The organism is Colwellia sp. KS18-150, from assembly GCF_057551365.1.
The window spans coordinates 16,672-30,193 of record NZ_BAAJMC010000005.1 but is presented as its reverse complement, the minus strand read 5'-3'; the positions used below and the strand labels follow the sequence as shown (position 1 = coordinate 30,193).

The window sequence follows — 13,522 nt, the reverse complement described above, 5'->3', positions numbered from 1 at the left end:
AGCTTACCCCATCTAAGTAATAATAATATTTGTCTATGTCTTCTACTAATCGCGACTCTTTTCACTCCCGTCTTGGCTTTGTGCTTGCTTCAGCTGGTGCAGCTATTGGCTTAGGTAATATTTGGGGTTTTCCTACCCAAGTAGCTAACAACGGTGGTGGCGCATTTTTACTAGTATACTTAATTGTCACTGTGCTACTCGCACTACCAGCGCTTTACGCAGAAGTATATATTGGCAACCAAATGCAAACCAACCCGGTTGCCGCTTTAAAGAAAGCTTGTGGCGAACGATTTGCTAAAGTGGGTGAAAACGCAGGTATCATCGGCCTAATAGGTGCCTTGATGATGCTAAGCTTTTATACCATTGTCGCCGGTTGGATGTTAGCTCACAGTTTAAGTCCGTTAGCGCAGATGTTTGGCTCAAGCGAAAGCGCAGAGTGGCTTGCAAATTCAAGTACACTTCGAAATGTTGTTTTCACCCCCGTATTTATCATATTAACCGCGGCAATTATTCATCAAGGTGTTCATGGCGGAATTGAACGTTGGTCTTCACGATTAATGCCATTGTTATTAACAATGTTATTAGCATTAACTGTATATATTTTACAGCAAGAAGGAGCAATGGCGGGTGTTCGAACATACCTAGTACCTGACTTCAGCCAAATCACCGATGCTAAATTGATCATTGCAGCAATGGGACAAGCCTTTTTCTCTCTGGCTATCGGAGTAGGCTCCATGATGGTTTACGGCTCATACATGAAGAATAATCAGCAAATTGGTAAATTAGTACTCTCTATCGCAGCGTTAGATACTTTCATCGCGTTTATCGCGGGCTTATTAATTATCCCAGCACTTTTTGTCGCACTCCATCACGGACAACAAGTTTTTGAAGATGGTAAATTAATTGGACAAGGGCAGCTGATCTTTCAAATTTTACCTTCACTGTTTAGTAAATTTGGTTTTGTCGGTTTGATCTTAACATTTACCTTATTTGCACTACTTTCCATTGCAGCACTCACATCAACAATTTCTTCCACTGAAGTGGTAGTTTCCTACTTAGTTGAAGCAAAAACGATGACACGTAAATTCGCAACTAACACAGTATCCCTTATTGTGTTTGCTGCTAGTATGCTGATTATAATGAACTTTGAGGCGCTATTTGGTTTAGTAATTCAATTACTCACTACTATCTTACAACCGCTAATGTCGCTTTTTTACTTTATCGTGGTTGGTTGGATTTGGCGACGAGGTAACCAATTGACAGATATCGCACTGATGGAGAAAAATAAAAAATTAAAGCTATTTGGGTTTTATTTGCGATATATATGTCCTACGCTTTTGGTAATCGTTTTCATTAATATTGCCTTCTAGCGCTAATAAATAGAAAACACCATGATACTAAAACAACTAATAAATTTAGGGACTGATTTTCAGCCTTTTAGCATAGCGAACAAAGTAAAAGCAACGAATGTCGTTGCTTTAATTACTGTTGTTATTTCTGCGTTATATACTCTCAATTATATTTTTATTTTAGACGAGCCTATCGTTGCTTTTATCAATTCTATCTTTGTTTTAGCCTACGCTATCGGTCTACTTTTTAATAAATACCATGCCCACAAAGCAAGTAAAGTATGGTTTTTCTCTGTGTTAATGGTGCACTTAATGGTGTGCTCAAATATTTATGTAACTAATAAAGCCGGCTTTCACATATATTTTTTCTTGGTACCTACTGGTGCCTTTTTATTATTTGAATTAAAAGATAAATTTGAAAAAATAGCCTTAAGCTTCATAGCAATTTTGTTGTTTTTTTATTGTGAAAATATTATTAATCCAACGCCACTGATTGCATTAAGTGATGAGATGAACCACATACTTTACCAATCGGTATTTTTCTTTATCATGCTAGAAGTGATTTTTGTACTGACTTTATTTGCCAATGAAATTGAAACTAATGAAGTAAAACTCACTAAGCAAGCGACCACAGATTCTTTAACTAATATCTTTAATCGCCACTACTTTTTTGAGCAAGCCAACTTTACTTTAGCAATGTCTAATAAGCTAAAACGCCCGTTCAGTATTTTGTTATTAGACTTCGATGACTTTAAAAAAATTAATGATAATTACGGCCATCACATTGGTGACTTATCCTTAATTGAGACCAGTAAACAGATCCAAAATCATTGTCGCAGCCAAGACTGCTTTGCTCGCGTTGGTGGAGATGAATTTGTCATTGCTTTAGCTGATACCACAATACAAGAAGCAAATAAAATTGCTGAACGTATTCAAAAATCTATTAATCAACACACAATACACACACCTGAATATCATCCATTTCAATGTAAAGTGAGTATAGGCATCAGTAGTAAATCAAATGAAAATGATGAATTAAAATCGCTAATGATCCATGCAGATAAGGCACTCTACAGTGCCAAACAACATGGCGGTAACAGGATCTCTTTATCTAGCTATTAGTTATTAAAGCTTCTTCTTCATCGTTTATACGTAAATCTACCTGCTCTATTTTTTCGAATCGAGAAGATATTTTAGTGGCTGAGGTATTAATTTGTTTTACGTCACTGGCTGCTTGATCGATATGTTTTGCCAAATTAGCGAATCGCCCCTTAAAACGGTCAAAGTCTTGAGACAAATGTGATAAATGAGCCTGAATAATATGAATTTGACTGCGTGTTGCTTCATCTTTAAGGACTGAGCGAGCGGTAGTTAAAATAGCCATTAATGTCGTTGGAGATGCTAACCACACACGTTTTTTATTAGCATAATCAACTAGGTCATTTTGATGGCCATGAATCTCAGCAAAAATAGCCTCCGCAGGAATAAACATAATCGCGCCATCAGCCGTTTCTTTATCGATTAAATATTTATCACTAATATCATTAATATGCTTTTTGATATCAACTTTAAACTGCCTTTGCGCTGTTTTACGTACCAGTTCATCTTGCTCTACATCCATCATAGTTCGGTAACTTTCTAACGGAAATTTTGAGTCGATAACCACATTGCCCGTGGGCTCAGGTAAGAACAGCACACAGTCAGCAATTTTACCGTTTGATAAAGTATGCTGTAATTTGAAACTTTGCTCAGGTAACACATTACGAATTAAGCCATTGAGCTGTACCTCACCAAAAGCGCCACGTGAGCGCTTATCATTTAGTACCTCTTGTAAACTCACTACATTATTCGACAAATCGGTAATTTTTTTCTGGGCATCATCAATCAAGGCTAAACGCTGTAATATATCGCTAAAGGTTTTCGTTGTTTTTTCAAAGCCTTCACTTAGGCGCTTTTCAACACCTTGGCTTATTTCTTTTAAACGTAAATCAGTATTTTGTGTTAAACCATCGATACGTTTCGCCATTTGCTCGCTACTTTGATTAAGGGAGCGACTAAGCTCTTCCCTACTCGCTTGCGTGGCTTTATTTAAATGGGTAATTAATTGTTCTAGCGCTTGATTTTGGCTTTGACTAAGTTGCTCCTTTTGACTGCTTAACTCTCTAAGCAGCTTGATGCGTAAATCAGCCATTTGTTGTTCAAAACTGTTTTGTAACCGTAATTGCTGACTTTCCATCGATTGAGAAACAAAGTGCTGGGTTTCAGTTGCCGAAGTGTCTAATCGATTAGCGGTTGTCTGCAAAAGCCCAGACAGTTGTTTTATGCGAAAGCTTTGCCACAACATGATGGCTAAAAGCACAAGAGCACAGGCAATAACAATAAGGATAGGATCAAGTTGACTAAGATTAATAATCATATACAAACCAAACACTGTAAATAATAACAGGTATTAAAACATACCTTTTATTATTCGACTAGTCATTTAAGGTAAGTTTAGGGCTAATACACGAGTAGATTTCTGGCTAAAATCTTCTGATCAGCTACCTTTACATTAAGCCCCTTAACTTTAATGGATAAATCATGTCTAACCATCGCACCTATAAAAAACTTGAAATCGTGGGTACTTCTCCCAATAGTATTGAAGAAGCTATTCAAAACGCAATATCTGAAACTGCGTTTAGTGTCACTAATCTTGATTGGTTTGAAGTGGTAGAAACTCGCGGTCACATTGTCGATAATAAAGTTGCTCACTTTCAAGTGACAGTAAAAATAGGCTTTAGAATTGAGAACAGTTAATTTTATAACTTATTACCATTATCTCAGCACTCACTATTAGCACTTTATGACAGATTAGTGATAAAATAGCGCAATAAATAACTAGTCAGCTATAAATTTCTTGAACCTCAAGATATAGCTCGCATTTGGCTAAAGGTCTGTGACCTAATTTGAGAAAAGCATGAAAACCCATTTCGATGAATTATTAGAATTTCCAACAGTATTAAACTTTAAAGTCATGGGCATTGCTTGTGATGAGTTACCCGATTTAATTATTGCTGAGCTTCAAAAACATACTCCTGGTGACTATACCACCAAGATAACACCTAGCTCTAAAGGCAACTACCACTCTGTTTCTATTCCCGTGCGAGTCACCAGTAAAGAACATATTGAAAAAGTCTATAAAACCTTAAACGCCATTGAGCAAGTACGTTACGTTTTATAATTTTTATACCCGCTTTTATAACTTCAATATAAATAGAGAATTGTGTGTCTGAGCCGTTAACAAATATTCCATTGATCGTCCGTCAGCTAAACTCTATGGATTACAGCCAAGTATGGCATTCCATGCAAGATTTTACTGACTTTAGAGATGATGAAACTCTCGATGAGCTATGGCTAGTTGAACACCCACCCGTGTTTACTCAAGGGCAAGCAGGTAAAGAAGAACACCTACTTATGCCTGGCGATATTGAAGTGGTTAAAGTCGACCGTGGCGGTCAAGTAACTTATCATGGCCCCGGTCAGCAAGTGATCTACTTTATGATCAACTTAAAGCGTAGAAAGATGGGTGTTAGGCAACTAGTCACCTTAATTGAAAAAGCCATCGTTGCCGCATTAGATGATTTCGCTATCAAGGCGTACCCTAAAGCTGATGCACCAGGTGTTTATGTGGATGAGAAAAAAGTAGCTTCATTAGGGTTAAGAGTCCGAAAAGGCTGCTCTTTTCATGGTTTAGCACTGAATGTAAATATGGATTTATCGCCATTTTTGCGTATTAACCCTTGTGGTTATGCCGGCTTAGAAATGGTACAAACTTGTGATATAAATGGCCCACAAACTACTCAAGATGCCAGCCAAGCATTAGTTAAGCACTTAACGGCTTTATTAGCGGCCAGTGAAGTGACTTTTCAAAGTGGACTACCGACGTTAAATAAAATAGCTTAAGTAGATATAACTTAAGCAGCAAAAGAGCACATCAAGTTATGACTGACAAAACTGTAGTAAAATCAGCAAGAATAGCCCCAGGCACCAAATTACGTGATGCTGATAAAATGGCGCACATTCCGATTAAAGTAGTGCCTTCAACACGCGAGAGCATGTTAAGAAAGCCTAACTGGTTACGGATCAAGTTGCCCCGCTCAAGTGAGCGTATTGACAGCATTAAAGCAAACTTACGTAAGCATAACTTGCATTCGGTTTGTGAAGAAGCATCATGTCCGAACCTGTCTGAGTGTTTCAATCATGGCACGGCAACTTTTATGATTTTAGGCGATATATGTACTCGCCGCTGCCCTTTCTGTGATGTTGGCCATGGTCGCCCATTAGCGGTAGATAAAGATGAGCCTAAAAAGTTAGCACTCAGCTTACAAGATATGGCATTGAAATATGTGGTTATCACATCCGTTGATAGAGATGATTTACGTGATGGTGGTGCACAACAGTTTGCAGATTGCGTTAAAGAAATTAAAGAGCGTTCACCGCAAACAAAAATAGAATTACTCGTACCTGATTTTCGTGGCCGCATGGACAGAGCATTAGAAATACTGAACCAACATCCGCCACATGTTTTAAATCACAACATGGAAACAGCGCCACGTTTATATACCAAAGCAAGGCCAGGTGCTAATTATCAATGGTCATTAGACTTATTGAAAAAGTTTGGTGAAGCCAACCCTAACATAGCCACAAAATCTGGTTTAATGGTGGGGTTAGGAGAAACTAACGAAGAAATATTGCAGGTAATGAGAGACTTACGAGCTCATGGCGTAAGCATGCTAACCATAGGTCAATATTTACAGCCAAGTAAAGATCATTTACCTGTTGAGCGTTATGTTCACCCTGATGATTTTGCTATGTTCCAAGAAGAAGCCACTAAAATGGGCTTCGAACATGCCGCCTGTGGTCCATTAGTACGCTCTTCATATCATGCCGATAAGCAAGCAGCAGGTGAAGAAGTCAAATAATTAAACCGATGCTCAGTCAAAAAAGCCTGATGTTTCATCAGGCTTTTTAGTATTTACTCTCTAATACTCCTCTACGCTCTTTTTGGTATTCTTCAAACGGTACTTCGTCTTCATTTAAGCACTTATAATGCTGTGATTCTGAGGCCACTTTATTAATGCAGTCACTTTTTTATAACCTTGCCCTGCTTGATAGAGCTGTTTATTGGTACATGCAGTAGTCAATAACAAAAGTAATGGGATAAATATATATTTACTCATAGGTTTTCCTAATATTCATTCTCTCTCCATAAGATGAGAAAAAGTCATTAAGTTCAACACTGTAATAAAAAATTGAATATTAAAGGTTTTTCTCAAGAATATTCGTTTCAATTTCATCGATACTAAATTGATTTTTCTTTTCCCAATATTTCTCTAAACCATCATTACCTTGTTTAGTCGCCCAGTCTTTTAATTGGCATCTATCTGCTTGGTATTCATATAACGGCACAGACATTCCACAAGAATTTTGTACAAGATCTACTGACAAGTCAAAGATCTGCCTTGCACCCGGTAATGAGTTAAAGTGAGATAATAACGATGACCATTGTTTATCATTCTTATGAATAACTTTTGCCTTACCGTATAGCCTTAATATATTCGGGCTACCATCAAAGGCTAGAAACATCACAGTCATACGGTTATTCTCTTGAATATGTGCAGAGGTTTCATTGCCACTCCCCGTCACATTAAGCCATATAACGCGGTTAGGCCCTAACACTTTAAAAGAGTCCATGCCCTTAGGTGAAATATTGACCCTGCTGTCTTTAGTCGCAGTGCCAACAAAAAAGATTTTTTGCTCATTGATAAATTGAATATTTCGGTCTGAAATTTCACTGAATTGCTGTCCCATGCTGGTGTACTCCTTGTTTTTAATGCTCCATATGAATGATAGTTTACTTATCATCCCTTTCTAATAGCTCGAAAATAACGGCTTGTGGCTCTAATGATTGTTCACGCTTTTTTTGTGCTAGATTCCTCTCATGCTCTGCAACGCCTAATTGACCGATAGACTCATAATAATCACCTGTTTTATCATGATGTTCTGCATCTCTATTTAATTGAGAATTAGAAGCGCATCCCGTCGTAAAATAACAACACAATAAAAAAATTAGCCTCCGTTTTACCATACTATAGTCCTTCCTTATTTAGTTTGTCTTTTTACAGTCTAGCAGTCGGCATCGATAAGTGCTTGTAGCAGAGTTTGTAGGCTTTTAGGTAACGACTTATCCATTGCTTGGCCAGCTGCTTCAGACGTTTTATAGTTAGAGCTCAGTCCTTGCATCACTAGCGCAGCATAAAGTGAATCATCTAAATAGGGGGCAACTAATTCTTCTACATCTGACCATTCATAATCTTGACATGTTAAGTTTAGCGTAGGCTGACTTTCATCGGCGAATACCTTACTTGATAAACATAAAATAAAAGTTATCAAGATAACATTTTTCATTTTCTCACCATTTATTTCAGAAGAGTATCCCCAAGTTTTTGACTAACAGGATACCATTTAAGCCATGACATCTTTTGGCTCGCCCAAATCGCACTTTTTACATGCTAACCTATGGCCTAGCATTGACTTACGCCCCGGCTCATCAACCACCCAAGGCCTCATGATAAAAGGTGGCTTATGTCGTACATGTTGAAAATGCCCGCATTGTAGCTCGGCAACCCAATCATCTTCTTCGTCTTTATGATAGCCAGTAATTGCTTGCTTCATCGCACCTCATTAACACTAATTTAACATAGTATAGCCGTTGATTTTAATATATTCATTAATACCAATCCGTATAAGCTATAAACAATATACCAAACCTAGGTATTAGAGGTCAGCTGGCCTATTGCAAACTAATTTAACGCCATCATAAGAAGAAGTAGTTGCTGGAAAGCCAGCCATTACCCAAGCTGGGGTTACTTATACTATTGAACCGCAATGTGTACTTCAATTTCATTACCATTGGGGTAATATTCAAAATCTACAGAGTAAAGTCTTTGGTACTCAGCTGCCTCATTGGTAAAATATTGCCAAACCTCAGTCCAAGCATCAATCGCAATTTGAGGCATTTCACCTTTATGATGAAATACTAGGTATTTAGCTTTAGGTATGATGATTTTTTCAAGAGAGGGGTTCGAGGGAAAAGATTGACCATCAAAACCAGCAAGAACGGTGAACTTACCAGTATGATCTGACTCATAGTCATAATAAATACCATAAACTCTTTCGCCATCTTTATAATTCACAGGTACAGAGGCATCAAAAGTTTGCCACAAATCGGCAATTTTTCCCTGAGTAGTGTTCATTTCAGTTTCATTGTCTGTTCTAACACACAAACCATGAATGGTTTTTTCTTGGCTAATTCTCAATTCCATTTGTTGTACACCTTTATCTCGATCATATTATCTTTAATGCATTTGCTACTAGGATTACTCTACTATCAATGCTTGTTCAATTTTCTTCTTACAGCGGATCACTATCGCTATTTTTTCGTCCTCGGATTTATTTATCCAATCGCTAATTTCATTAGCAGTGCGGTAGCAGCCCATACAGTTATCATTTTCATCCAAATCACATTGACCAACACAAGGTGTTATAACCTTGTTACTATTTCCGATAAACATACAGTGCTACTCTATTGATGATACAAATTACTAAACCTATTTTAATAGGCATTACAGAGCGTAAAATACCTGAGCAAACCCAAAAAGCCAACCGTTTTATATTTGAAACCTTAACGACTAGCTTGAAAGCTTATCGACTAGTTTGATACTTATGTAATGAAGGCTGCGAGCAATCTATGGTGTTGATATAAATATTACGTTCAATCCAGAATATTTCTAAATCATATAAACAAAATGAAAATTTGCTCGCATCTTCTAGCCACTCTCCGTCTTTTTTTACCGAAACAGAAGTGAAGAGTTCGTTATCATTATCCCACCACACTAACACTAAATAATCACAGCTCTCCCCATCATGGAAAATCACAAATGCAGGCGTTTTTAACCAATCAATATCTCGAGCGGATTTAACGTAACTAAGACGCTGTAAATATTTAGATTGCTCTACCTTATCTCCCGTTGTTGAAACGGTGTAAATTTTGATGCCGCTGTCATCTAACCAATCGGTTTCGCTGGTGATATGTCTAGGCTTATACATAACTGTTCCTTGAATTAGTTCCATGAATTAAGTAGAGGCTGTTAAACTGTCGTGGTTAATTAAAAGGTCAATTTCCACAATATGAAGCTGTATTTATAACCTGATACCTTTCATTAAAAGCATAATAATAATCCCCTCTTAGGATATGGGTTTTATCATATGTAAGGTTTCAGGCTCAAAGCCCACATTTTGATAAAAACCTTGGGCTTTGGTGTTATTAGCAAACACTTCTAAATGCAGCAGTCTACAACCAAACTTTTTCGCCCAATGTTCTACTTTAGCAATTAATTGCTTACCAACACCTAAACCTTGCGCTTTAGGTAATACCGCAAGCAATGGTATCGTCACACAGGTTTCATTAGAGATACTGTCTTGATGGGTACGTGCATGTATAAAACCTAATGGTTTATTATTGCTTTCAGCAATTAAAGTGATTTGTGGTAAGTCTGTCTGGGTAAGCATATGAGCAATATAATCATCTTGCATTGTTTGCATTACCTCATCACTATGCCATTTCAACTGTGCCACTTCGGCAAGTCGAGGTGATAAACTAAAAATAAAAGGGTGATCGCTTCCCTTCGCTTCTCTAATATTTACTTGATTTTCCATTACACTTAATTGAGTTTACTACTCAACCCTCAACATCTGTTATTACTAACAATCAATCTTCAGTACGCTAATGTATTACAGCATTGTATGAAGCGCTTCATGTGCTTTTTTATAGCCAAGCGCTATCATTTGCTCAGCTAAGTCAAACTCTAACGTTCCACAGGCATGACGAGATATTTCGATAAAATAATCTGGCGGATAAGCAGCAAGCTTTTGTCTGGCAATCGTACTTTGCATGGCATCAAAAGCCTGATTGGCAATATCATAAGCCCCCCACTCATTACTTATTTTACTCGCCTTGGAGTCGGTAAAGTTTTTTACAAATTCGCTTACTTTTTCTGAAAATGACGAAGTAGTCTCATCCGTTATTTTATGACTAACAGCAAGGTTATCTGCCTCGTCAATCTTCCCACCTAGATTAACCGCAATAGTTAAATCGGTAGCATCGCTAAACGTTGGTGCAATAGGAACAGGATTGAGTACCCCTCCATCAATTAAATCAACACCCTTGTAGCGAAATGGAGTAAAAAACAAAGGCAATGAAATAGATGCCCTAATCGCATCAAAAAGCCTTCCTGAATTCATCCAGACTTCTTTTTCATTTTCAATATTTGCCAGTACATGATAGCACTCACCCGTGATTACTATTCTTGAGTATAAGCTCGCCACAAGTTATACAACATAGCTATCGACATTACGACTTATAATAACTACCTGAAGGTGCGCCACTAAATAATGGCATCGCAGCTAACATATCTTCTTGAGGGAAGCTTGCTACAGACTGTTTATGTGCTTCGATGGAATCCCATTTTTCAATAACGGCAAAATCTCCAGCATCGGCTTCATTTTGAAGCACTTCATAAGAGAGGCAACCTTGAGACGCGGTAATATAGGAAGATAAAGACTGTAAGAATTCAAACAGTTCAGTTTCCTTTCCTGCAGCAGCTTTAAAGTGATTAATACGGGTAATACTCATAAAGGGTCCTTAAATGGCATAAACTAAAACAGTTAATATAAACTGCACTTATCTATGATTTGTTCAGTGATAATTCTGCTTCCGTTAAGTCGATATTATAAACCTGAGACAACCTATCACTTTTAGTACACTTCATGACGATTTTTTTAGACCAGGCGTTAGCCATTTTTCGACAAGTGACATGTTGTGCTTTTAAACCAAATTTTTCGATGTAGTCTTGACTAAGGGCATCAATTCTCACTTTATCTTCATCAGAGGCTTTTGAGTAGAGCTTATCATATAAGGTTTCCCACTCTTCAATTTCAGATTCTGCGGCAACACTTAACCAGCCCATACCAATTAACGTTGATTGCTCAACATACTGACCTTTAAGAAACATAAAGGCTAGCGCATATTGTGAGTCTTTATATCCCCATGCCGCTAGCTCACTTAATTCTTTAAATGCCCCTTGATAATCCCCACGTTCATATAACGTAATTCCCCATCGTTGTTGCTTATCAATAACATCAATATCCTTGGTAAGTACACCGGTGGATTTGCATGAACATAAAAATAACGACATCAGTAAAATAATATTTTTCATTAACACTCCATTGTTTGAGTTATTGATTAAATCTCTGTAATACAAACGCCCTGCTCCGCTAATCGGTTTTTAATAGCAATAGCAACATAAGCATCATTAGCTGCATATAATATTTGCTGTTTCTTAAGTGGGTAAGCTCCCCAATTAGACTTTTGAGCCCCTTTGCTTAAACGTGATTTTAGTACCATTGCCACAGCGGCTCGAGCACCGATAGTATTTTTATCATCTACCAATCGCTTTAACCCAGTAGATAAATCTACAGTATTGACCAAATCTATTGCTAATTTAGCGCGGAGCTCTTTTCTATCACCTTTAAGACCAAAGCCCATTTTTTTAATCGCGGGATCGCTTAAAATAACTTTTACAGCAGCAAGTGCAGCAGAAAAACGAGTAGGAAAAAGAAACGCCTCAGTATCCGTAGCTAGCTGTATCAACGTAGGACCAGGGCTAACCTCTCCTTGACGAAAGATGGGTTTACTCTCTGTATCAAACCCCAAACAAGCTTCTTTTTTCAAAGCATGTAAGGCGTTCTCGGCATCCAATTCACTTTCAACAATATAAATACTTTCTAATTCAAGACCTAAATACAAAGGTAATTCGTTTATCTGCTCCTTGGTAAGGCGCTTCATATTTTATCCTTTTTGATCTGTTAACCTTACTTTTTACTCTTTTACTTACTACTAATACTGACACCATAACAAAATAGAGAACAGTAAGGCAGGAACTATATTCCCTTAAAGTGTGTCATAATCCCGAGCTAAAGTTACTTACACAAACGCTTTATGGTACTTAACTTCACCGCTTGGTAAATCATCATTAAATGCTAATGATTGAAAGTACATTGGCGGAACACCTGCCAACACTAAACTATCAACGGCCTTAAAGCCGAATCGTAGGTAATATTCAGGCTCTCCTAAAAGTACACAACCTTTAGCATTTAACTTTTTGATAGCTTCGAGCCCTGTATGTATAAGCTGTGAGCCTACGCCTTGATGTTGATATGCAGGTGACACTGAAACAGGCGCTAAACCATACCAGTGGTCAAATTCATTGTTTATTTGTACCTTAGAAAAAGCAATATGCCCCACAACTTCGTCATCTATTTCAGCCACTAAAGAGACGGTTAACGCATTATCTTCACGTAATCTAGCAATAATATTTTGCTCCGTATGGGAGCTATGAGGAGCATCTTTAAAAGCCTCAATCGTCACAGATTCAATGTCACTAATGTCATCAGAGCATTCTGGACGAATAATTATCGATTGCTTCATAAACTCTCCTGTTTTAACTGTGCTGCACTTTCGTTAATAGGTTTTAAATCAACGACAAATGCTTTACCACCAAAGCCATGTTTATTGCACTTTGCTCGCACAATAACCTGAGTAACGCTTGCTGGAATATTGATATCGCATTGGCTGCGTGTAAATGGTTGCTCATTATCATGAGGATGTGCAAGTTGGCGATAGCCAAGTTGATTACCTTCTAAATCTATCACTTCCCAACTATTGGCAAAATGTGTCCAACCTTGATCTTCGTGTCGAACGGTTGTACCAAAACACCAACTGCCATCTGATTCTTGAGTCGCTAGAACATCGATAACCTGAGCAAAATTCAACGAAGAAGAGTATGCATTGATATCAAATTTTGACGCTACGACTGATGAGCTAAACAACGATAATATGAATAATAATTTCATGTAAACTCCATTTCACCTAATATCCCAATAAGGACTGAAAACAAACAGTTAACCTAGCAAAAAAGTGCCACAGGTGCCAAGCAAACCTTTAGCTATTCCACGGAAATATCATCTGATGCGGTTTTGACAGCCTTTTCATATAGTTTACATAAATAACCTGA

At 37.6% G+C, this 13,522-nt stretch carries 22 protein-coding genes; 6 read left to right on the top strand and 16 right to left on the bottom strand.

Annotated elements, in window-relative coordinates; all coding sequences use genetic code 11:
- Positions 1-35 precede the first annotated feature (35 nt).
- Both AC27IF_RS08940 and AC27IF_RS08935 read left to right on the top strand, forming a co-directional pair.
- Positions 36-1,370 (top strand): sodium-dependent transporter, encoded by a 1,335-nt coding sequence (locus tag AC27IF_RS08940; protein ID WP_487053779.1) that lies wholly within the window; start codon positions 36-38, stop codon positions 1,368-1,370.
- A 21-nt stretch (positions 1,371-1,391) separates the two neighbouring features.
- Entirely contained in the window at positions 1,392-2,471 is a 1,080-nt protein-coding gene (locus AC27IF_RS08935; RefSeq protein ID WP_487053777.1) for a GGDEF domain-containing protein, read from the top strand.
- Here AC27IF_RS08935 and AC27IF_RS08930 read toward each other — a convergent pair.
- Entirely contained in the window at positions 2,461-3,765 is a 1,305-nt protein-coding gene (locus AC27IF_RS08930; protein WP_487053775.1) for a DNA recombination protein RmuC, read from the bottom strand. The two genes, AC27IF_RS08935 and AC27IF_RS08930, sit on opposite strands and share 11 nt — an antisense overlap.
- A gap of 164 nt (positions 3,766-3,929) precedes the next feature.
- On the opposite strand from AC27IF_RS08930, the gene AC27IF_RS08925 reads away from it, so the two are divergent.
- The 4 genes from AC27IF_RS08925 (at position 3,930) to lipA (ending at position 6,310) form a co-directional block, all read left to right on the top strand.
- On the top strand, positions 3,930-4,145 hold the full coding sequence (locus tag AC27IF_RS08925) for a dodecin (protein ID WP_487053773.1): 216 nt from the start codon (positions 3,930-3,932) through the stop codon (positions 4,143-4,145).
- A 160-nt stretch (positions 4,146-4,305) separates the two neighbouring features.
- On the top strand, positions 4,306-4,569 hold the full coding sequence (gene ybeD, locus AC27IF_RS08920) for a DUF493 family protein YbeD (protein WP_487053771.1): 264 nt from the start codon (positions 4,306-4,308) through the stop codon (positions 4,567-4,569).
- 44 nt (positions 4,570-4,613) lie between these two features.
- A complete protein-coding gene (gene lipB, locus AC27IF_RS08915) occupies positions 4,614-5,291 on the top strand; it encodes a lipoyl(octanoyl) transferase LipB (protein ID WP_487053770.1) in 678 nt (225 codons plus the stop codon).
- 38 nt (positions 5,292-5,329) lie between these two features.
- Positions 5,330-6,310, top strand: coding sequence for a lipoyl synthase (gene lipA / locus AC27IF_RS08910; protein WP_487053768.1), 981 nt, complete (start codon positions 5,330-5,332; stop codon positions 6,308-6,310).
- Between the two features lie 114 nt (positions 6,311-6,424).
- On the opposite strand, the gene AC27IF_RS08905 is transcribed toward lipA, so the two are convergent.
- From AC27IF_RS08905 to AC27IF_RS08835, 15 genes are all read right to left on the bottom strand, one after another.
- A complete protein-coding gene (locus AC27IF_RS08905; RefSeq protein ID WP_487053766.1) occupies positions 6,425-6,568 on the bottom strand; it encodes a hypothetical protein in 144 nt (47 codons plus the stop codon).
- A 79-nt stretch (positions 6,569-6,647) separates the two neighbouring features.
- Positions 6,648-7,199, bottom strand: a complete 552-nt coding sequence (locus tag AC27IF_RS08900) for a pyridoxamine 5'-phosphate oxidase family protein (RefSeq protein ID WP_487053765.1) — start codon at positions 7,197-7,199, stop codon at positions 6,648-6,650.
- A 43-nt stretch (positions 7,200-7,242) separates the two neighbouring features.
- A complete protein-coding gene (locus AC27IF_RS08895; RefSeq protein WP_487053763.1) occupies positions 7,243-7,476 on the bottom strand; it encodes a hypothetical protein in 234 nt (77 codons plus the stop codon).
- Between the two features lie 38 nt (positions 7,477-7,514).
- Positions 7,515-7,796, bottom strand: a complete 282-nt coding sequence (locus AC27IF_RS08890; RefSeq protein WP_487053761.1) for a hypothetical protein — start codon at positions 7,794-7,796, stop codon at positions 7,515-7,517.
- Positions 7,797-7,853: 57 nt separating this feature from the next.
- Positions 7,854-8,063: a DUF3565 domain-containing protein gene (locus tag AC27IF_RS08885; protein ID WP_487053760.1), complete on the bottom strand. Its 210-nt coding sequence runs from the start codon at positions 8,061-8,063 to the stop codon at positions 7,854-7,856.
- A 200-nt stretch (positions 8,064-8,263) separates the two neighbouring features.
- A complete protein-coding gene (locus AC27IF_RS08880) occupies positions 8,264-8,713 on the bottom strand; it encodes a GyrI-like domain-containing protein (protein WP_487053758.1) in 450 nt (149 codons plus the stop codon).
- A 54-nt stretch (positions 8,714-8,767) separates the two neighbouring features.
- Positions 8,768-8,962 (bottom strand): DUF1289 domain-containing protein, encoded by a 195-nt coding sequence (locus tag AC27IF_RS08875; protein WP_487053756.1) that lies wholly within the window; start codon positions 8,960-8,962, stop codon positions 8,768-8,770.
- 130 nt (positions 8,963-9,092) lie between these two features.
- A complete protein-coding gene (locus AC27IF_RS08870) occupies positions 9,093-9,497 on the bottom strand; it encodes a hypothetical protein (protein WP_487053755.1) in 405 nt (134 codons plus the stop codon).
- A 138-nt stretch (positions 9,498-9,635) separates the two neighbouring features.
- Positions 9,636-10,106, bottom strand: coding sequence for a GNAT family N-acetyltransferase (locus AC27IF_RS08865; protein ID WP_487053753.1), 471 nt, complete (start codon positions 10,104-10,106; stop codon positions 9,636-9,638).
- Between the two features lie 75 nt (positions 10,107-10,181).
- Positions 10,182-10,775, bottom strand: a complete 594-nt coding sequence (locus tag AC27IF_RS08860; protein ID WP_487053751.1) for a patatin-like phospholipase family protein — start codon at positions 10,773-10,775, stop codon at positions 10,182-10,184.
- Positions 10,776-10,800: 25 nt separating this feature from the next.
- Complete coding sequence (locus tag AC27IF_RS08855; protein WP_487053750.1) at positions 10,801-11,082, bottom strand: putative quinol monooxygenase; 282 nt, start codon at positions 11,080-11,082, stop codon at positions 10,801-10,803.
- Between the two features lie 52 nt (positions 11,083-11,134).
- Positions 11,135-11,665 carry an SEL1-like repeat protein gene (locus AC27IF_RS08850; protein ID WP_487053749.1) on the bottom strand — a complete coding sequence of 177 codons (531 nt, stop codon included), beginning with the start codon at positions 11,663-11,665 and terminating at the stop codon, positions 11,135-11,137.
- Between the two features lie 26 nt (positions 11,666-11,691).
- Positions 11,692-12,294 (bottom strand): 3'-5' exonuclease, encoded by a 603-nt coding sequence (locus AC27IF_RS08845; RefSeq protein ID WP_487053747.1) that lies wholly within the window; start codon positions 12,292-12,294, stop codon positions 11,692-11,694.
- Positions 12,295-12,432: 138 nt separating this feature from the next.
- Positions 12,433-12,936, bottom strand: a complete 504-nt coding sequence (locus AC27IF_RS08840; RefSeq protein ID WP_487053746.1) for a GNAT family N-acetyltransferase — start codon at positions 12,934-12,936, stop codon at positions 12,433-12,435.
- A complete protein-coding gene (locus AC27IF_RS08835) occupies positions 12,933-13,361 on the bottom strand; it encodes an SH3 domain-containing protein (protein ID WP_487053744.1) in 429 nt (142 codons plus the stop codon). Before AC27IF_RS08835 ends, AC27IF_RS08840 begins: the two co-directional genes overlap by 4 nt.
- Between the last annotated feature and the right edge of the window lie 161 nt (positions 13,362-13,522).